Source organism: Leptothrix discophora (genome assembly GCF_030705305.1).
Classification (GTDB): domain Bacteria; phylum Pseudomonadota; class Gammaproteobacteria; order Burkholderiales; family Burkholderiaceae_C; genus Sphaerotilus; species Sphaerotilus discophorus.
Genome location: NZ_JAUZEE010000003.1, coordinates 167,128 through 186,372, shown reverse-complemented (window position 1 = coordinate 186,372; position 19,245 = coordinate 167,128). Strand labels below are relative to the sequence as shown.

General features: G+C 70.0%; 14 protein-coding genes and 1 tRNA gene. 9 read left to right on the top strand and 6 right to left on the bottom strand.

The features are described 5' to 3' along the window. The first annotated feature begins 276 nt into the window (after positions 1-276). The 7 genes from Q8X39_RS07075 to Q8X39_RS07045 all read left to right on the top strand — a co-directional run bounded on the left by Q8X39_RS07075 (position 277) and on the right by Q8X39_RS07045 (position 9,803). Positions 277-2,652 (top strand): cytochrome-c peroxidase, encoded by a 2,376-nt coding sequence (locus tag Q8X39_RS07075; protein WP_305748954.1) that lies wholly within the window; start codon positions 277-279, stop codon positions 2,650-2,652. Positions 2,653-2,769: 117 nt separating this feature from the next. Beyond that, positions 2,770-4,980, top strand: coding sequence for a hypothetical protein (locus tag Q8X39_RS07070; protein ID WP_305748953.1), 2,211 nt, complete (start codon positions 2,770-2,772; stop codon positions 4,978-4,980). A gap of 98 nt (positions 4,981-5,078) precedes the next feature. Beyond that, positions 5,079-5,930 (top strand): hydroxyethylthiazole kinase, encoded by an 852-nt coding sequence (gene thiM, locus Q8X39_RS07065; RefSeq protein ID WP_305748952.1) that lies wholly within the window; start codon positions 5,079-5,081, stop codon positions 5,928-5,930. 5 nt (positions 5,931-5,935) lie between these two features. Then, positions 5,936-6,604 carry a thiamine phosphate synthase gene (thiE, locus tag Q8X39_RS07060; RefSeq protein ID WP_305748951.1) on the top strand — a complete coding sequence of 223 codons (669 nt, stop codon included), beginning with the start codon at positions 5,936-5,938 and terminating at the stop codon, positions 6,602-6,604. Further along, the gene (gene thiD, locus Q8X39_RS07055) at positions 6,601-7,479 is read left to right on the top strand and encodes a bifunctional hydroxymethylpyrimidine kinase/phosphomethylpyrimidine kinase (RefSeq protein ID WP_305748950.1); all 879 of its coding nucleotides are present in this window, start codon (positions 6,601-6,603) and stop codon (positions 7,477-7,479) included. Before thiE ends, thiD begins: the two co-directional genes overlap by 4 nt. 55 nt (positions 7,480-7,534) lie before the next feature. Further along, a complete protein-coding gene (locus Q8X39_RS07050) occupies positions 7,535-8,380 on the top strand; it encodes a creatininase family protein (RefSeq protein WP_305748949.1) in 846 nt (281 codons plus the stop codon). 82 nt (positions 8,381-8,462) lie between these two features. Beyond that, a complete protein-coding gene (locus tag Q8X39_RS07045; protein WP_455363815.1) occupies positions 8,463-9,803 on the top strand; it encodes a YncE family protein in 1,341 nt (446 codons plus the stop codon). Here the strand turns inward: Q8X39_RS07045 and Q8X39_RS07040 are convergent. The 3 genes from Q8X39_RS07040 to Q8X39_RS07030 form a co-directional block, all read right to left on the bottom strand. Further along, the gene (locus Q8X39_RS07040; RefSeq protein ID WP_305748948.1) at positions 9,774-11,072 is read right to left on the bottom strand and encodes a purine-cytosine permease family protein; all 1,299 of its coding nucleotides are present in this window, start codon (positions 11,070-11,072) and stop codon (positions 9,774-9,776) included. The genes Q8X39_RS07045 and Q8X39_RS07040 overlap by 30 nt on opposite strands. Before the next feature lie 392 nt (positions 11,073-11,464). Then, positions 11,465-14,380 (bottom strand): fibronectin type III domain-containing protein, encoded by a 2,916-nt coding sequence (locus Q8X39_RS07035; protein WP_305748947.1) that lies wholly within the window; start codon positions 14,378-14,380, stop codon positions 11,465-11,467. 15 nt (positions 14,381-14,395) lie between these two features. Beyond that, positions 14,396-15,757, bottom strand: coding sequence for a hypothetical protein (locus tag Q8X39_RS07030; RefSeq protein WP_305748946.1), 1,362 nt, complete (start codon positions 15,755-15,757; stop codon positions 14,396-14,398). A 715-nt stretch (positions 15,758-16,472) separates the two neighbouring features. Here Q8X39_RS07030 and Q8X39_RS07025 point away from each other — a divergent pair. Together Q8X39_RS07025 and Q8X39_RS07020 are read left to right on the top strand one after the other, a co-directional pair. Further along, positions 16,473-16,549, top strand: a tRNA-Arg gene (locus Q8X39_RS07025). A gap of 124 nt (positions 16,550-16,673) precedes the next feature. Then, positions 16,674-17,723, top strand: a complete 1,050-nt coding sequence (locus Q8X39_RS07020; protein ID WP_305748945.1) for a tyrosine-type recombinase/integrase — start codon at positions 16,674-16,676, stop codon at positions 17,721-17,723. Here the strand turns inward: Q8X39_RS07020 and Q8X39_RS07015 are convergent, their stop codons facing one another. The 3 genes from Q8X39_RS07015 to Q8X39_RS07005 are packed head-to-tail and all read right to left on the bottom strand — an operon-like array spanning position 17,724 to position 19,122. Next, positions 17,724-17,948 (bottom strand): DUF4224 domain-containing protein, encoded by a 225-nt coding sequence (locus Q8X39_RS07015; protein WP_305748944.1) that lies wholly within the window; start codon positions 17,946-17,948, stop codon positions 17,724-17,726. Beyond that, the gene (locus Q8X39_RS07010; protein ID WP_305748943.1) at positions 17,945-18,382 is read right to left on the bottom strand and encodes a hypothetical protein; all 438 of its coding nucleotides are present in this window, start codon (positions 18,380-18,382) and stop codon (positions 17,945-17,947) included. Before Q8X39_RS07010 ends, Q8X39_RS07015 begins: the two co-directional genes overlap by 4 nt. Further along, complete coding sequence (locus Q8X39_RS07005; RefSeq protein ID WP_305748942.1) at positions 18,379-19,122, bottom strand: KilA-N domain-containing protein; 744 nt, start codon at positions 19,120-19,122, stop codon at positions 18,379-18,381. Before Q8X39_RS07005 ends, Q8X39_RS07010 begins: the two co-directional genes overlap by 4 nt. Between the last annotated feature and the right edge of the window lie 123 nt (positions 19,123-19,245).

The window sequence follows — 19,245 nt, the reverse complement described above, 5'->3', positions numbered from 1 at the left end:
TTCTCGTCGGGCCATGGACCCTCTGTCGATCTGACCTCCGGTGTTGAATTGGGTCAATTGACGCAACTTTCAGCGAGCTGTTTCCCAAAGTTCCCTCCCTCGAAGCCTTGAATCTGGATGATCCGTGCGTTTTTACGCATCGAGCTGTGTGAAATGACGCGACATGCCCCAGGTGGGTTCGCCTGTGTGGGTGCTCGATGAATAAGAATTACTTAACTAAAGGACGCGCCGAAAGAAGACGGTGCGCCATTCGAGGGCCGGGTCGGAGGGAACACGATGAAGCGCTTTCAACGAGGGGGCGTGCGCTGGCGGCGCGCGCTGGGGATGGTGGTCGCGGCCAGTCTGGTCGGGACGGCCTTCTATGCCGCCGCGCGCGGCGGTGGCCGCAATGCGGCCGGCCTGGATGAACTGGGGCCGGACCTGTTCGTGCCCGACAGCACCGGGCTGCCGGCCAACCTGCAGCCCGACTTCGAGTCGACGGCGGTGATCGCCGGCGACGGCTCGCTGGGCACGACCTCGGACGGCCGGACGATCTCGTTCGGCTCGACCTCGATGTCGTCGGACGGCAACCTCGTCTTCGAGCTCAAGGGTGTCCGCAGCGGCGGCATGTCCCAGGGTGGACGCGCGCTGATCCCTGGCATCGACGTGCCGCTCGGACCGGACCTGCTGCCGCCGATGCTGTCGCTCAAGTCGGTGCCGGTGCCGCCGTCGCCCGGGCTGCAGAACTACATCCGCGACAAGGCCGCCGCGATCCAGCTGGGCAAGGCGCTGTTCTGGGATGCCCAGGTCGGCAGCGACGGCCAGGCCTGCGCAAGCTGCCATTTCGCGGCGGGCGCCGACAGCCGCATGAAGAACCAGATCAGTCCCGGCCTGAAGGGCGGCGACCATGCCTTCGACCGCATGCCCACCGGCCGTGGCGGTCCGAACTACCTGCTCAAGCCGGCCGACTTCCCGCTGTTCCGGCTGGCCGACCCGCTCGACCGCGGCTCGGACATCCTGTTCGAGACCAACGACGTGGTGTCCTCGCAAGGCACCTTCTCGGGCATGTTCCGGCGGCTGGACGGCCGGGGCGGCGAGGACTGCGACCTGCGCCCGCTCGACGAGTTCAACGTGGGCGGCGTGCTGACGCGCGTGGTGGAACCGCGCAACTCGCCGACCGTGGTGAACGCGGCCTTCTACGACCGCAACTTCTGGGACGGCCGGGCCAACAACACCTTCAACGGCGTCAGCCCTTTCGGTGCCCGCGACCACGATGCGCGCGTGCTGGAGCTCCTGCCCGACGGCACGACGGTCTGGACCACGGTCCGGCTGGAGAACGCCAGCCTGGCCTCGCAGGCGGTTGGCCCGGCGCTGTCGGACTTCGAGATGTCCTGCGGTGCCAAGTCCTTCAAGAACCTGGGCCGCAAGATGCTGCAGCGCCGTCCGCTGGCGGGCCAGCAGGTCCATGCGCAGGACAGCGTGCTCGCGTCCTTGCGCGGCGCCGCCGGTGATGGCTTGAAGACGACCTATCCGGAACTCATCCGCAAGGCCTTCCAGCCGGCCTGGTGGCAGGCCCGGGGCACCTTCGGCGGCTACAGCCAGATGGAGAACAACTTCTCGCTGTTCTGGGGCCTGGCGATCATGGTCTACGAGCAGACGCTGGTGTCCGACGAGGCACCGTTCGACCGCTTCGTCGGTTCGCCCGGCGTGCCGGCCAACGTCCAGGCACTGAGCCCGGAGCTGATCCGGGGCCTGCAGGTCTTCCGCGGCAAGGGCCTGTGCGTGTCCTGCCACAAGGGCGCCGAGTTCACCGGCGCGGCCACCAACCTGCAGACCAGCCTGGGCGAGTCCAACGTGGTCGAGCACATGTTCACCGGCGACCGCCAGCTGGGCCTCTACGACAGCGGCTTCTACAACATCGGCGTGCGACCGACCGCGGAAGACCTGGGCGTGGGCGCGACCGACCCGTGGGGCGCGCCGCTGTCGCTGTCGCGTGGCTGGATCAGCTGGCTGCAGGGCAACGACCAGGTCGATGACACGCTGTGGATCGATCCCTGCCTGTTCAACGTGCAGGTCGACGTGCGCGACTGCTTCACGCCGCCGGACCCGTACAACACGCGGGTCTCGGTCGACGGAGCCTTCAAGACGCCGACGCTGCGCAACGTCGCGCTGACCGGGCCCTACTTCCACAACGGCAGCCGGCTGACGCTGGAACAGGTGGTCGAGTTCTACAACCGCGGCGGCGACCGGCGCGGCCCGGACGAGGCCAACTCCAGCGGCCGGGTCACGCCGGAGGTGCAGGACGGCGGGGCGACCAACGTGCATCCCGCCATCCACGACCTCCAGCTGACCACGCAGGAACAGGCCGACCTGGTGGCCTTCCTGCGCCACGGCCTGACCGACCCACGGGTGGCCTGCGAGCGCGCGCCCTTCGACCATCCGGAACTGCGGCTGTTCAACGGCCAGGCCGGCAATGCCGTCAAGGTGACCGGCGCACCGGGCGGCAAGGCCCGCGACGACACGTTCTTGCTGCCCGCCGTCGGCGCGGCCGGCCGGGCGCTCGGCAACTGCCTGCGCAACGACGACGGCAGCCTGGTGCACGGCACCGAGCCGCCGGTCGTCGCCACGCCAACGCCAACGCCGACCCTGCCCAAGCCCAAGCCCAGGATCTGAGCCGACATCGTCGACGACCGCCCGCCAGACCCGCATCCGATGACCTTCACACCGGGCGCCGCGCACCCCTTGCGTCGCCGCCCGTCCGTGACCCGAACGATCCAGAAGGACGACGCCATGAACCGTCTTGCCCCGACGCGCGATGCCGCGCCACGACCCTCCGGCTGGCTGACCGGCCTGGCCCTTGCCGCTGCCTCGGCCACGCTCCTGCTCGGCCTGCACGGCGGCGCGCTGGCCGCCAAGGCGCCGCCCGGTGTCTTCCCGCCGGCACCGGTCGCCGCCGCACCGGCGGTGCCGCTGCAGTTCGACATCGTCGGCTTCATCCAGGAAGCCTCGCTCGACACCGCCAGCACGATCTGCAACGCCAGCCACCCGCTGCTGCGCGGCGGCCTGCTGAAGGTCAACGGCCGCGAGATCGTCGTGCCCTGCAACACGATCCTGCAGATGCCGGCCACCTCGCTGACCTGGGCCGAGCTGTTCGACCCCAGCCTGGTCGATGCCAGCGGCGGCACGTCCGGCACGCCGGTCACGCGCCTGGCGCTGGCCGACGCGATCACCGCGCCGGTCACCGGCAGCGCCTACCCGTACAACGGCGTGCTGCCGTCCTACGAGGTGAGGGTGCAGGGCAACGTGGTCAAGGGCCGCTACATCGCCGGCCTGATCTTCATCTCGCAGCAGTCGCTCAACGCCGGCTTCGGCGTCATCAACTGCATCGACTACGCCAACGGCGAGTTGCATGTCGGCGGCGCGGCCGGTGTCTGCGCCAGTTCCGACACCCGGGTGCGCATCAACGACCCGGTCGGCCGCTTCGGCCAGTCGCATGGCAAGCCCGGCAGCACGGCCGACCTGAAGGAAGCTGGCTACGACCGCCGCCTGACCGCCGACACCGACAACCCGACCATCAAGGCCGAGACCGGCTACCCGATGTGCCTGCCGCGCAAGAACCCGTTCGGCAAGGTCGCGGACGATCCGGTCCACAACGGCTTCGACCCGCTGTGCCCGCAGGGCAACCGCCCGCGTGCGCCGTACTGCACCTCGCTGGGTGACCCGTTCCCGAACTTCGCGCAGCCGGCCACCGGCCAGTACTGCCACACCTGGACCATGGATCCGCCGGATTGCGCGACCTGCACGACCGATCCGACCCAGCAGGCGCCGTTCGTGATCGGCGACCCGATCGACTACGCCGGCACGCTCAAGGTCGACGCGACCGGCCCCTACCTCTCGGCCCACACGATCACGGCCCACCTGGGCATCTACACCACGCCGGGCACGCGGCCGTCCTACGTCGCGCTGGAGGAGACGCTGCAGGGCACTGGCTCGTTGCCGATCGCCAACCTGCCGCAGGAATCGACCTCGCGGGTCAAGATCGAGGGCATGGTCAGCGACCCGTCGATGATGGTCGACCTGTACGCGGTGGACGTCGACCCGGTCACCGGCACGACCTCCGAGCGCCTGCTCGGCACCGCGAACCCGTCGGGCCCGCCGGTCGTCGGCCGCTTCCGCTTCAAGCCCAATGCCGGCGCCTACCTGCCGGCCACCCGTGAGCTGCGCGCGGTCAGCCGCAGCATGTGCGGCGACAACGCCATCGTCTGCGCCATGCCCGGCACCAGCCAGCCCTTCTGGTCCAACGTGGCCCAGCCGCTGGCGTTCGCCAACGGCCTGATCGCCGGCCAGTACCGCGCGCCGGACTTCGACTTCATCTTCGCCGAGCCCACCGTGGTGGGCGACCCGATGGTGCCGGCGAACTTCCAGGACCTGCCCTTCCTCTATTGCGGCTCCGGCCCGCTGGGCACGATGACCGTCAATGGCACCGGCCCGGTGGTCGGCCAGCTCGACCCGGCGCCGTGGGACACGCCGATGATCGACCCGGTCTTCCGCAGCACGCTGTGCCCGACCGCCCGCAGCGTCGGCTCGCTGCCGCCGCCGCCGCGTCGCCAGCTGTTCGACACCGTCACCATCGTCACGGCCAATTACGACAACAAGGCGCTCAAGGGCAAGTTGAGCGTGGTGGCGACCGACTCGCTGCCGTCCAACACCAACGGCCTGCAGCTCTACATCCAGGTCAGCGGCCTGGCCTTCGACCCGAACACCGGCCTGGGCACGGTGGTGAGCCTCTCCAGCGTGCCGCAGCCGATGTCGCTGGTGCGCAATGTGGCCGGCTCGCCGGCGGTCTGCCCGAGCGCCTCGCCGTGCTGGGTCTACGACGCCACCGGGGTGATCAACAACCCGGCCGACCCCGGCTTCTTCGCCGCGCCGATCAGCATCACGGTCACCTCGAACATGGGCGCCCGCGCCACGATCGACTCGACCCGCATCACGGTGCGCTGATCGGGGTCGGGCCGCAGCGTCGCGGCGACCGTGTCGAGCCGGGATAATCACGCCCCGCCTCCCACACACGGCGCCGCGACGCACGGCGTTCGACCGAGATGAACCCGACCCCTCCGAACCTGCCGACCCGCCTCGTGGCGGCCGACCTCTGGGCCGACGTGCAGGCCGTGCGCACGCACGCGCCGCTGGTCCACAGCATCACCAACTTCGTGGTGATGAACTTCAACGCCAACGTGCTGCTGGCGCTCGGCGCGGCGCCCGTGATGGCCCATGCCCACGAGGAAGTCGCCGACATGGCCGGCATCGCGCAGGCCCTGGTGCTCAACATCGGCACGCTCGAGCCGGCCTGGATCGAGGCCATGCGCATCGCCCAGGCGCGCGCCCACCAGCGCGGCATCCCCGTCGTGCTGGACCCGGTCGGCGCGGGGGCCACGGCCTACCGCAACCAGGCGCTGGCCGGCCTGATCGACACCCATGCACCGACCATCCTGCGCGGCAACGGCTCGGAGGTCATGAGCGTGGCCGGCCTGGCCGCCGCAACCCGTGGCGTCGACAGCTCGGCCTCGTCGGACGACGCGGTCGGCGCGGCCCGGGCCTTCGCACGCCGCACCGGCGCGGTGGTCTGTGTCAGCGGCGAGGTCGACCATGTCGTTGACCGCGACGGCCGCTGGTCCCGCCTGTCCAACGGCCATCCGTGGATGACCCGCATCACCGGCGTGGGCTGCTCGGCCACCGCGATGGTCGGCGCCTTCGCCGCCGTCCAGCCCGATGCCTGGCGCGCGACCACCGCCGCGATGGCCTTCATGGGCGTGGTCGGCGAATGGGCCGCCGAGCGGGCCCAGGCCGCTGGTGGTGGCGTCGGCCGCATGCAGGTGGAACTGCTCGACGGCCTGCACCTGGTCGACGAGGCGACCTTCCTGCAGCGCCTGCGGCTGGACGTCGCGGCCTGAGCGCGGTGTCCGCTTTCCGACCTGGCCGGCGCGCGACGCGCTGGCAGCCGTCGCAGGCCCTGTGCCTGGTCACCGATGCGGCGCTGTGCGGCCCGCGCGGCGTGCTGGCGGTGGTCGACGCGGCGGTGCGCGGTGGCGTGGGCATGGTGCAGCTGCGCGAGAAGTCGCTCGACAGCCGCGACTTCCTCGAACGTGCCCGCGCGCTCAAGTCGCTGCTGGCCGGCACCGGCGTGCCGCTGCTGATCAACGACCGGCTCGACATCGCGCTGCTGTGCGGTGCGGACGGCGTGCACGTCGGCCAGCGCGACGTGTCGGTCGATGACGTGCGGCGCTGGCTGCCCGGTGCCATCGTCGGCCTGTCGATCGAGTCCGTCGCGCAGCTTGCAGTCCTGCCGGACGACGTCGACTACCTGGGCGCCAGCCCCGTCTTCGCCACCTCGACCAAGGCCGATGCCGCGCCCGCGCTGGGCCTGCACGGCCTGGCCGCGCTGCGGGCGGCCACCGACCTGCCGCTGGTGGCCATCGGCGGCATCCAGGCCGGCAATGCCGCCGAGGTGCTGCGCCACGGCGCGGACGGCCTGGCCGTGGTCAGCGCGATCTGCGCCGCCGACGATCCGCAGGCCGCCGCCGCGCGCCTGCATGCCTTTCTGCCCGCTGGACGAGAACCCCGATGAACACGAACGAAACCCCGGACGGCCTGCCCGTCGCCCGTCACCGCTACGCCCGCGTCCTGAGCATCGCCGGCTCCGACAGCGGCGGTGGTGCCGGCATCCAGGCCGACCTCAAGACCATGGCCGCGCTGGGCTGCTACGGCATGACCGCGATCACCGCCATCACCGCGCAGAACACGGTCGGCGTGCGCGCCATCCATGCCTTGCCGCCGGACGTGCTGGCCGCGCAGATCGACGCGGTGGTCGAGGACATCGGCGTCGATGCGGTCAAGATCGGCATGCTGCATGACCCGGCCGTGGTGCAGGTCGTCGCCGACGCGATCCGCCGCCACGGCCTGGGCCGCGTCGTGCTGGACCCGGTGATGGTGGCCACCAGCGGCGACCGCCTGATCGCCGAGGCGACCGTGGCGGTGCTGGTGCGCGAGCTGTTCCCGCTGGTCAGCGTGATCACGCCCAACCTGGACGAGGCGGAGCTGCTGCTGGGCCGTCGCATCGACGGCCTGGACGCGCTCGAGGATGCCGCCCGTGCCCTGCTGGCGCTGGGCGCACCGGCGGTGCTGCTCAAGGGCGGTCACCTGCCGGGCGACGTGGTGGAGGACCTGCTGCTGACCGGCCCGGCCGACCGAACGCCGCTGCGCCTGCGCAGCCCGCGCATCGCCAGCCGCAACGTCCACGGCACCGGCTGCACGCTGTCCAGCGCCATCGCCTGCCACCTGGCGCTGGGCCTGGATCTGCCACAGGCCGTGCAATCCGCACGGGCCTACATCCTCGATGCCATCGCCGAGGGCGCGAGCGTGTCCACCGGATCGGGCCACGGGCCGCTGAACCATGGTCACGCCCCCCGGGCAACGGTGCGTCTGCCGCTCGTCAAGGAATGAATCAGGCGGGCGTGACACGATCGCGCCCCCCGACATGAAGCCCTGGATGACGCCTGTGAACCCGACGATCCGCCGCCGTGACGGCCTGGGCCTGGCCACCGCCTGGCTCGCCGCGCCGGCCACCGCCCAAGCCGCCACCCATGCCGCCACCACCGATGCCGGCCCGGCCTCGGTCCACGTCGAGGACCTGACCTGGACCGAGCTGCGCGAGCGCATCGACGCCGGCTCGACCACGCTGCTGATCCCGGTCGGCGGCATCGAGCAGAGCGGTCCGCACCTGACGCTGGGCAAGCACAACGCCCGCGTGCGTGCGCTGGCCGGCCAGATCGCGCAGGCGCTCGGCCGCACGCTGGTCGCGCCGGTGCTGGCCCATGTGCCCGAAGGCGCGATCGACCCGCCGACCCAGCACATGCGCTACGCCGGCACGCTGTCCATCCCGGTCGCTGCCTTCGAGGCGGTGCTCGAAGGCACCGTGCGCAGCTACGCCCGCCACGGCCTGCGCCACCTGGTGCTGCTGGGCGACCATGGTGGCTACCAGGCCAGTCTGCAGGCGGTGGCCACGCGGCTGTCCAGGCCGCCGGCCACGGGGCTGTCGGGCGCGCGCGTGCTGGCGCTGACGGCGTATTACCGCGCCACCCAGACCGCCTACGTCGAGGCGCTGAAGGCCCGCGGCCACCGGCCAGCCGAGATCGGCGAGCACGCCGGCCTGGCCGACACCGCGCTGTCGCTGGCGCTCGATCCGGCCTCGGTCCGCCAGGGCCGCCTGGCCCAGGTCCGGCCCGATGCCGACGGTGTCAGCGGCGACCCGCGCGCGGCCACCGCCGAGCTGGGCCGCCTGGGCGTGCAGGCGCAGGTCGAGGCCTCGCTGGCGGCGCTGCGCCGCTTCGTGGCCGGCGGCTGAGGGCGTCTTCCGATCGCCGCACCGGTTGCTGGCGCCCGCATCGAACCTGTCTTCCCCACCGTTCCCGTTCCCGGATCACACGATGTCTGCTGTTTCCCTGAAGTTCCCCGTGACCTTGACCGCCCTGAGCACCCTGACCGCCTTCACGCTCGCCAGCCTGCTGGCCGGCTGCGGGCGATCGGCCGACAGCGCCGCCTCCGGTGCGGCCAAGACCCCGGCCTCATCGGTGACGACCGCAACGGTGACGGCTGCATCGGCGATGTCCGCCGCTGCGTCCGCCCCCGCCGCGCTGCCCGGCGTGCCCGTGCTGCCCGATCCGGCCAACCTCTACGCCGGCACCGCCGCCGACCGGATGGACCCGGCGCTCAAGGACCTGCCCGCGCGCATCTACGTGCCCAACCTGCGCGGCAACGATGTCAGCGTGATCGACCCGGAGACGATGAAGGTGGTAGACCGCTACCGCGTCGGCCTGGCGCCGCAGCACGTCGTGCCGTCCTGGGACCTGCGCACGCTCTGGGTCGCCAACAACGCCGAGCGTACCGATGCGGGCAGCCTGACGCCGGTCGATCCGGCCACCGGCAAGCCGGGCCAGACGATCCCGGTGGACGATCCGTACAACCTGTACTTCTCGCCCGACGGCCGCTCGGCCATCGTGGTCGCCGAGGCGCGTCGCCGGCTCGACTTCCGTGATCCGCAGACGATGGCGATGCAGTACGCGATCGACACGCCGGACTGCGGCGGCATCAACCATGCCGACTTCGCCGCCGACGGCCGCACGGCCTGGTTCACCTGCGAGTTCAACGGCAGCATCGCCCGCATCGACCTGGTCGAGCGCAAGGTGACGGCCATGCTCAAGCTGAAGATGCCGGAGCTGCGATACAAGGAGGGCGCCTCGTTCAAGGACGCGCCGCCGGACGACATCTGCACAAGCACGCGCAGCATGCCGCAGGACATCCGCCTGTCGCCGGACGGCTCGAAGCTCTACGTCGCCGACATGGATGCCGACGGCGTCCACGTGGTGGACGTGGCGAGCTTCACCGAGGTGGGCTTCATCTCGACCGGCATCGGCGCGCACGGCCTCTACCCGAGCCGTGACGGCCGCCAGCTCTACGTCGCCAACCGCGGCACCCACAAGATCCACGGCCCGCGCAAGGGCCCCGGCAGCGTCACGGTGATCGATTTCGCCAAGGGCGAGGTGGTGCGCCGCTGGCCCATCCCGGGCGGTGGCAGCCCGGACATGGGCAACGTCAGCGCCGACGGCCGCTGGCTCTGGCTGGCCGGGCGCTACGACGACGAGGTCTACCGCATCGACACCGGCAGCGGCGAGGTCGCCAAGGTCAAGGTCGGCCTGGAGCCGCACGGCCTGACGATCTGGCCGCAGCCGGGGCGCTACTCACTCGGCCACACCGGCAACCTGCGCTGATCCGGCATCGGCGCGCAGGCGCAGCAGGGCGCCCAGGCCCAGCGTCACGACCAGGCTCGGGATCGCCGAGCCGAGGTCCGGGAAGGCCATCGGGCTGAGGTGGAAGGTGGCGATGCCGACCAGCCAGACGAGGGCCGGACCCCAGGCGATCGCCGCGTCATGGCCACGCGTCTGGCCGCTGAGCTGCGAGATCACGACACCGAACAGCGGCACGAAGATCGAGCTGAGCATCAGCAGGAAGGGCTCCAGGCTGTGCATGGGCAGGACCATCGCCGCCGCGGTGGACGCCAGCGCCATCACCATGCCCCAGCCGGCCAGGCTGCGGCGCGGCGACAGGAAGTTCAGCGACACCGCGCCGGAGTGCACGTCGCCGTAGGCGTTGTCCATCTCGTCGACCAGGATCAGGCCGAGCGCGATCAGGCCGCCCTGGGCCAGCAGCAGCGTGGTCACCAGGTCGGCGCCCGGCTGTGCGACGCTGACCACCAGCACGCCCAGCCCATAGCACCAGGTGTTGGCCAGCGCGTAGCCCAGCCAGGTGCCGCGCCGCGTGCTGCTGCCGGCCTTGCCGTGGCGGGCGTAGTCGGCCACCAGCGGCAGCCAGGACACCGGCATCGCCATGACCAGGTCGACCGCCGCGATGGTGCTCATGCCACCACTGCCGGGGCGGTTCCAGAAGGCCTCGAAGCCCTGCGTCTGCGCCAGGCCGATGAACTGCCAGCTCAGCCACAGCAGCGAGGCGATCACCAGCGGCAGGCCGAAACGGCCGATGAAGCGGCGCACCAGCGTCAGCATCGAGCCGCGCGCCAGCGCGAGCAGCACGCCGCCCCACAGCAGCGTGGCCGCGTAGGGCACCCAGGCGGCCTCGAAGCCGCTGATCTGCTTGACGATGGCGGCGCTGCCGTCGCGCATCACGACCAGCTCGAAGGCGGTCCAGCCGAGCAGCTGCACGATGTTGAGCACCACCGGCAGGCGGGCGAAGTTCCGGCCCAGCGTGATCGACATCAGACCGGCGCTGGACAGCCCGCGCTCGCAGGCGATCTGGGCGGTCCAGGCCAGCAGGCCGGCCCCGACGATGCTGCCGACCACGATGGCCAGCAGCGCCGCCTGCGTGCCCATCGCGGGCACCAGGTAGGCGCCGACCTGCATGACCAGCAGGCCCACGCCGAGGCTGAACCAGAGGGCGGCGTGGTCGCGCAGCCCGAAGACGCGCGGCAAGCTGCCGGCGGTCGAGGAAGAAGACGAAGAAGAGTCGTGTTGGATGTCGGCCATCGTGTTCACCCGTGTGCGAGTGTTGGTTGAGCGATGGCAGGTCAGCGGCAACAGGGTCGGCCACGCCGCGAGGGCAGGGGATGCCAGCGGGGCGGGCCGATCCTGTTCCATGCTTCCCTGCGCGAGGATTACCTCGTGACCCGGACGGGTCATGACACCGGGGTGTCATCAGGTTCAAAGGGACTTTCTCAGCCGCCACCGGTCCGGCAAGGACCGGGGCAGCACCCCCAGCAAAGAACGAGGCCGCGACTGTAGCGCAACCGTCGGGCCGTCCGTGACGCTTCGGCGACGGGTGTGCAGACGAAAAAAAACCGCCCGGCGGTGAGGCCGGGCGGCAGAGATCGAAAGCCCGCGCCACCAGCCCTCACGGAGGCTGGGGCGCGTCGGGTCGGTCAGCGCGTGACGCTGCCAGCGGCCGAAGGAGGCGACTCGATGCCCGTGTTCACCGAGCCGGTCGTGGCGATCACCCGGAAGCGGTAGGTGATGTTGGCCGTGTTCACCGGCAGACGGGTCGTTGCCTGCGCTGCCTGGCGACCGACGATGGTGGCCGGCGCGACGGTGGTCGCGTTCACCCAGTTGCCGGTGTCCGCGCAGGGCTCGGTCGCGGTGACGGTGCAGCGCTGGATCCGGTAACCGCCGATGGCGGCATTGACAACCGGGGGCGTCCAACGCACCGTGATCAGCGACTGCTGGGCGGCCGTGCCCGTCGTCGGACGCGTCACGTTGCCGATCGTCGGCGCGGGGATGCCACCCGCCACACCGTAGGCCGTGATGCCCGCGGACGTCGCTGCGTTCACCAGCGTCTGGACGCGGTACTGGTACAGCGAACCGGCGGTGGCTGCGCTGTCCTGGTAGGTCAGCACGTTGGCGCCGACTTCACCCAGGTTGGTGTACGCCGCGGGCACGGTGACAGCACCTGCCGCCGTGAACGTGACGTTGCGGCTGGCGATCCGGTAGCCGGTTTCGCCCGTCTGCGTATCGACCCAGTTCAGGACGTTCGGCGACGCGTTGGTCGCGCTCACGCTGGTCGGGTTGGCGATCGGCACCGTCGCGTTCACCGTGCTCGCGAGCTGGTTGCGCCAACGGAACGCTGCCACCTGGTACGTGTAGGACGTGCCCGGGACGGCGGTCAGGTCCGTGTAGCTGGTCGCATTGGCCGGCCGGGTGGCGATCGTCACGAAGTTCGTGCAGCCCGTGGCCGGTGCAACGTAGGTGCAGCGGCGGATGACGTAACGGCTTTCGTTGGTCGCCCGGTCACCCCAGCTCAGGGCGACCTGCGTGCCCGTCGCGGTGGCGCCCATGCCGTTGGGCGCCTGACCTGCGATGGCCGTGGTCGCCAGGGCGGTGTTCGTCGCGATCGCGGTCGAGGCAGCGTAGGTGCTGGCATCCGCGTTGCGCAGCGTGCGGACCTCGTAGCTGTAGGTCGTGTTGATCGCACGACCACCGTCCACGAAGGACGTCACGTTGGCGGCGGTGGTGCCGATCAGCGTGCGCGCACCGTTGGTGCCGATCTTGCGGTAGACCTCGTAGCCGGTCTCGTCGGTGGCGTTGTCGGTCCAGCTGACGTTGATCGAGGTGACCTCGGTCTCCGACAGCGTCGGTGCCGACACGGTCGGGGCGACCGGCGGTGCGATCGTCGTCACGGAGACCTGGTTGCTGGCCACCGATTCGCCGGTGATGTTGAAGGCCACGACCTCGAACACGTAGGCGGTCTGGCTGTTCAGGCCCGTCAGCACGACGCTGCTGGTCGTCGACGTGGTGAGCGCCGTGCGGGTGCCGGGGCTGACCTGGTAGATGCGGAAGCCGGTCTCGTTGTTCGAGGCATCCACCCAGCTCAGCTTGACCGACGAGGAACCGATCTCGCTGGCCGTCAGCGTCTTCGGCGCGTCCGGCGCGACGGCGGCGGTGATGCGCACCTGGGCCGTGCTGCTGCCACCCTTGGCCGAATCGACGGTCACCTTGCCCGGGGGCGCGGTGGTCACGAGCGTGAAGACGCCCGTGGCCGGCACCGGACCGAGGCCGCGCACGGTCAGCGCCGGCTTCTCCAGCTGGTCGCCGGAAACGGCGGCCACCGACAGCGTGCTGGTCGACGGGTCGAAGTCGGCGGAGGCGATGTCCACGAAGTCCACCAGGACGGGGATCTCGGCCGTGGGATCGAACTTCAGCTTGGGGGTGCCGTTCGCGTTGAGGACCGGTTGGCCGTTCGCGTCCAGCAGCGGCGTGACCGTGTCGGCGGCCGTCACGGTCAGTGCGCGCGGCAGCGTGGCAGCGTTCGCGACGGCGACCGTCGTCGAGTTGATGCCGTCGGCCGTGGTGGCGTTCAGTGCCGTCGGGGTGCTGCGGTCGAGCGTGACCGTGCCGGCGACAAAACCGGTCGCGGTCGCGGTGCTCGGGCCATCGGCAACGGTGACCGTGGCGGTCGGCAGCGACGACGCGAACACCTCAAGACGACCCGCGGCACTGCGCGAGTACGTCAGGCGCGACGAATTCATCGGCGTCTGCACGGCGCCGTCGAAGAACTTGCCCTGAACCGCGAACTGGTTGGTCGAGATCTCGGTCGAGCCGTTGCTGAAGATGATCGGCGTCTCGCCGTCCGGACCCACGCCAGTCAGCGTCACCACGTTGCCGCAGGGGCCGCCGGTGACGGTGTTCAGGACGTTGATGTCTCCGGCGTAGCCAGCCGGTGCGCCTGCCTGGATCAGGAAGGGGCCGACCGGGCCGACGATGTCGCGCTGGTTGGGCGCGAAGCCACGATCGACCGTGTTGGCGACGTCGCGGTTGCCGGTGGCGCCGACGACCGTGAAGCGCTCCTGGCCGAACGGATGGCTCAGGGTGTAGGTGCCGTCGAACGGTGCGTCAAAGACCCAGCGCAGGCGCAGGAAGGGCAGTTGCGAGCCATTGATCGGCTCGTCGTTCGGGCCGGCCTGCAGGAACGCCGTCTCGGCGGCCATCACCAGCTTGAGGATGGGCGTCGTGGTGGCCGGATCGGTCAGGATCGCGTCCGCGCTCCAGTAGAACGCCTCGCCGCCCGAACGGATCTGGACCGAGAAGGGGTCGCTCGTGACGACCGGGTCGAAGAAGCAGACGGCGTCATCGAGGCATCGCTGCATCGAGTTGCCGGCGGAGTCGGTGACGTATTCCGGGAAGCCGTCGATCGGGTTCAGCGGGCCGGAGGCGACACGCCCTGCGTTCGTGGCCGAGCTCGAGCCCGCGTTGGTGATGACGCAGCTGTTGGCTTGCGCGCTGGCGGTCGCGGCGTACAGCTCGAGTGCTGCGGCGACGAGGGTGACGATGAGTTTGCGTTGCATGTTGTTGGCTCCCGATCAGTTGAGGACGGTCACGGGCTTGGTGGCTGCACCGCCGCCAGTGGGCGAGACAACCGTGACCGTGGCAGGCAGGCCGCTGGTCGGCACGGTGACGCTGCCGGTGGTGCCGAGGGGGGCATTGAAGTTGGCCAGCACCAGGTCGGTGAGCTGGTCGTCGCTGGACGTGGCTTCGACGGTGAGGGTGCAGGTCCGGGCCGGCGACACGCCGGTGCAGCTCGCGACGGCGCTGGTGATCGAGACGAGGTCACGCAGCGCAGCGGCTTGCGGGTTGCTGGTGGTCTGGCGGATCGTGTCGGTGGCGGTCACCAGGACCTGGCTCGGCAGGCTCACGGCGCTGACCGGAACGCTCGCGTAGTACCGATTGCCGTCCTTGGCGAGCGACGTCGTCGGTGCAGCCGCGTTGGGAACGGCGGCGATGACCTGCGCGGTACCGCTGGCGGAGCCTTCGGCCATCAGGTGCACGTCGGTCTTCGTGCCGGTGCGGGAGTAGTAGGCCTGTTCGATCGACAGCGGCGTGGCCGCCGCCGGCGTCAGCTTGCCGAACACGGTGAACTGCGTGTTGGTGAACACGTTTGAGCCGCCGTTGATGTCCAGCGGGGTCTGATCATCCGGACCGAAGGCCGTGACGCGAACCCAGTTCTCGCCGCAGGGGCTGCCCGTGACGGTGGTCGGCGTCAGGCCGTCACCGATGTAGACCGTCGGATCCACGCCGCCGCGGTTGGTGCCGATCAGGAACGGCGTCACCAGGCCAGCGTTGCTGCTGTTCGGGTTGAAGGTGATGTCGATCGGCTCGCTGATCTCGGAGCGGTTCTGGCCATTGCCCGGATCGAGCAGGGTGGTCACGTTGTAGCGCTTCTTGCCCCACGGGGTCTCGACGTAGTACACGCCCAGCTTGGCCACGTCGATGCGGGTGCGCAGACGCTGGAACTGGGTCTCGAAGCCGGGCGCGGGCGGGTCGCTCAGGAAGGCGGACTCCACACCCATCACGATCACCGCGCGCAGGGCCGCTGTGCCGGTGGCGTCGACGGTGTCGAACACGCTGTCGGCCAGGAACCAGAAGGCCTCGCCACCGCGCGAGAGCGACTGGGTGTAGGCATTGCTCAGGTCGACCGGGTCGTAGAAGCAGGGCGGCGGATTGCCCAGGCCGTCGACGCTGTCGGTGCAGATCTGCAGGCCAACACCGTTGGAGTCCACAACCCATTCCGAGAACGGGCCGGTCCAGGTGCCGGTGGCCGGTTGGGTGGCGATCGGACCGGCCGTGAACGGCTTGGCCATGTCGGCAGAACAAGCCAGGCTCCAAGGCGTCGCCAGTGCGCTGGCGGCAAGGATGGCTACCTGGGCCAGGATCTGTTTCTTCATCATCTTCATCGTCATCCCCCGTGAGGGTTGGTTGCGGTGGAACGCCTGGCCGCGAAACCTGGCGTCTCTCTCCTGTCGAAACTGCTGTCAAGGCCTTCACTTCGCACCGTCCCGGGGTTGGCCCCGGCACCCTGGATCGGGGTGGCTGCGGGCGCAGCGGAGGTCTGACATCGCCAGGAATACCGCAAGACTTAAGCCACTTTTCCTGAACAAGACATAACAAAACAAACAGATGCATCCTTGTGAAGAATTGCTCGTGTTCGACGTGTTGCCCCGTGTTGACGCCAGACGGTGCGGAGGCCAGCGATCGGTCAAACAGTGGGAAAGACACCCTGCTGTTTGGGCATTTGCTCCACACAAGGTGGTGGATTTGGCCCATCACTGGCTTGGGGCGACCCCTCATCTGGGTGAGGACTTCTTCATTTCCTGCGTCGAGTTGATACAACTCATTTTCAGAAGTCGCAGATCACCTGAGACATTCATGAGGCAGCATTAAGGCGAGCTAATGCCATTTCCCGGCCTTCCGGCCTTCCGGCCTTCCGGCCTTCCGGCCTTCCGGCGCTTCCGGGGCGAGCACCGGCGCACCTCCGGGCCGGTCCGGACCGGTCCGGACCGGTCCGGACCGCATGCCATAATTTTTCGCTTGTCCGATCCAGCCGCCACACGCCTTCCCAGGCGCTGCCGGCCAGCCGATCGGGCTGGCCTGCCAGCCACACTGCCCGTAGCTCAACTGGATAGAGCAGCTGCCTTCTAAGCAGCAGGTCGGGGGTTCGAGTCCCTCCGGGCAGGCCAATAAAATCAAGCACTTAGGCTGATTTGGGTCGTGGAATGTGTGGATTGCCTACCCACGCGCCTACCCGGTGGCCTACTGCAACATGTCATTTCGGTCGTCGCGACACCTCGGCACGATCGCGGGATGGCACAGGTTCGAGGCCCGGTTCCGGGCGTGTTTGTCTCGTCGGGGCGGTACTTCAAGATCAGGCGGTCCGGTGCCCGGAAGGTCTGGCATCCGCTGACACGGGTCGATGAGGGCCTGCCGGCGCTGCACCGTGCCCTGGCTGCGCTGCTGGACGTGCCGGCGGACCATGCGGACAGCGTGGTCCAGCTCGTGAAGCTGTGGGAGGGCGCGGAGCTGGCGCGCTATGCCCTCAAGACCCGGAAGGACGCGCAGCGGCTCAATGTGGCGATCCGGGCGGCGTTCGTGGAGTTCCGGGCCGGGCAGGTGACGCCGGCAGACGTCGCCGCCTACCTCGCGCCGCTGCGGCGCCAGCCTCGCAACCACAACGCCCATCGGGCCCAGCTCCGTGAGCTGATGCGCTACGCCGAGCTGCAGGGCTGGCGGCCTCCGGGCAGCAATCCGGTGCTGGCCGTGCGCACGATGGCGACGCCGGCGCGGACCCGCTACCTGAGCGACTCCGAGATCCGGCGGATCAAGGTCGGCGCGATGCGGGGCAAGGACGGGGCGCTGACCCGGTCCGGGCCAATGCTCTGCGCCCTGATCGACGTGCTGTACCTGACCGGCCAGCCGATCGGCGACGTGCTGGGCCTGGAGGTCGGCGACGTCGAGGTCGGCGCGAAGGTCGTGACGTTTCGTCGATCGAAGGTGGCGCACTCGACGGGCTCGGCGGTCTCGATCGAGATTTCGCCGCGTCTGCGGGCGGCGTTCGACCGCCTGTTGGCCGTCCGCGCCTCGGTCGGGCGCGAGCTGCTGCACCGTGCGCTGGTCGTGACCCAGGACGGGTCACCGGCCCGCTACGACGGCGTCAAGACGGCGTGGCAGCGGGCGCTGGAGCGGTCCGGCGTCCGCGACGCCCACATCCACGACCTCAAGGCGAAGGCGCTGACCGACACCGAGCGCCGTCGCGGGATGCGCGAGGCCCGCAAGATGGGCCAGCACTCGACCGAGAAGCAGACGGCCGCCTACGTGCGCGCCCGGTCTGCGGACGTGGTCCAGGCCACACGCTGATCAGCGGGCCTTCGGCAGCCGCAGCTGCGGCCGGGCGGGGTCAGGCTGGGCGCCACGACACACCGCCAGGTAGTGCTCGCGCTCCAGCACGACCGGGCCGGCCCGGCTGATGCGGGCGCGGAGGAAGCCACGCTGGTGCAGCTCGCGCAGCTGGTCGGTCGCGCGGCGGTAGCCGGTCAGCTGGTGCAGCTCGTCGGGCGTGAGGATCAGCGGCGGCGTGGTCATGGCCTGGCTCCCGCCGACATCAGCCGCATCCGCCCCTCACTCCACCTTGCCGCCTCCACCGCAGTCGCCCGGTCGACCAGGCGAGCCAGCTCGTCCATCACCTGCAGCCCGGCGCGGGCCGTCGCGTACTCGGCGCTGGTCAGCTCGATGCGGCCGGTGTGGCGGTAGCGGTCGAGGACGGCGGTGGTCAGCATCAGCTGCTCGGTCATCTCGGCCACGCCGGCACCCAGCAGGTCGGCCGCGCGTGACCAGGTCAGGGCGCATGCGACCCAGTCCTGCAGCGTCGTCTCGGTCGCGCGGCCGACGACCAGGTCGTCCAGATTGCAGGCGTGGACCAGGCCGAGGTCGACCAGCTGGTCGGCATCGAGCTTGGGGCGCAGGCCGCGAGGCGGCAGGGGCTGGATCGGGCGGCGAGGGCAGTGCTTGCGGGTCATGATGCTGCTCCTCGGGTGCATCCATGGGCTGCAAACAATGCTCGGTCTGGGTCCTGACCCTGGGCCCGGACCAAACCTCGTGTGCGCACCCAGAGCTGGGTGCTGGCCATCTCGGCGATGCGGTGCAGGTCGGCCACGCTGAGGCTGCTGTCGGCGTGGATGGCGCGGGCGATATCCTCGCCGCGCCCCTTGGGCAGTTGCTGCACGGTCAGCGCTACAGGCTGCGCAGCCGCGCTGGCCAGGGCCAGGGCGTCGGCGTGGGATGGCATTCCAACGACGGGCCTTCCGTGCGCGCGCATCAGCTCGCCGGCGAGGTCGATCCAGGTGCCCAGGTGTACGTCCTCGCCCAAGCTGACGGTGACGGGCGCATCGTTGCCGTGCTGTTCGGTCAGCCATCGGCGGCGCAGCGGCTCAGGTGCAGCCGCCGGCGCAGCCACAGTCGCCCCCGGCTGCGCCAGGAACACCCGGATCACCTTCAGGTGGAACGCCGCGCTGATCCAGGCCGCGTAGGCGATGACCAGTTCGCGACAGGCGTAGGTGCCGGGGGCTGTGCCGCCGTTGACCACGCGAAGAGCAGTGCGCGAATCCGCGCACTGGTTGTCCAGCTCGACGATCAGCGCCTTGGTTTCTTCGCGGCGCAGGAACTGCTGCGGGCGATCCTTCGGGAGGTTGCCAGCAGCGGCGTGCAAGTCGTTGAGGGAGAAAAGCCCGTCGAGTTGACGGACTTCGGCATCGCCCAAGGACAGGGCGGCAGATGTAATTGCCATGAATGGACTCGCAGACGGTTCAGTTTGAAAACTGCCGTCACGAGACCAATCGGGGCGGCAGCCCAGACGGGTTGGTCTACCGGGAACCGCGCGAGC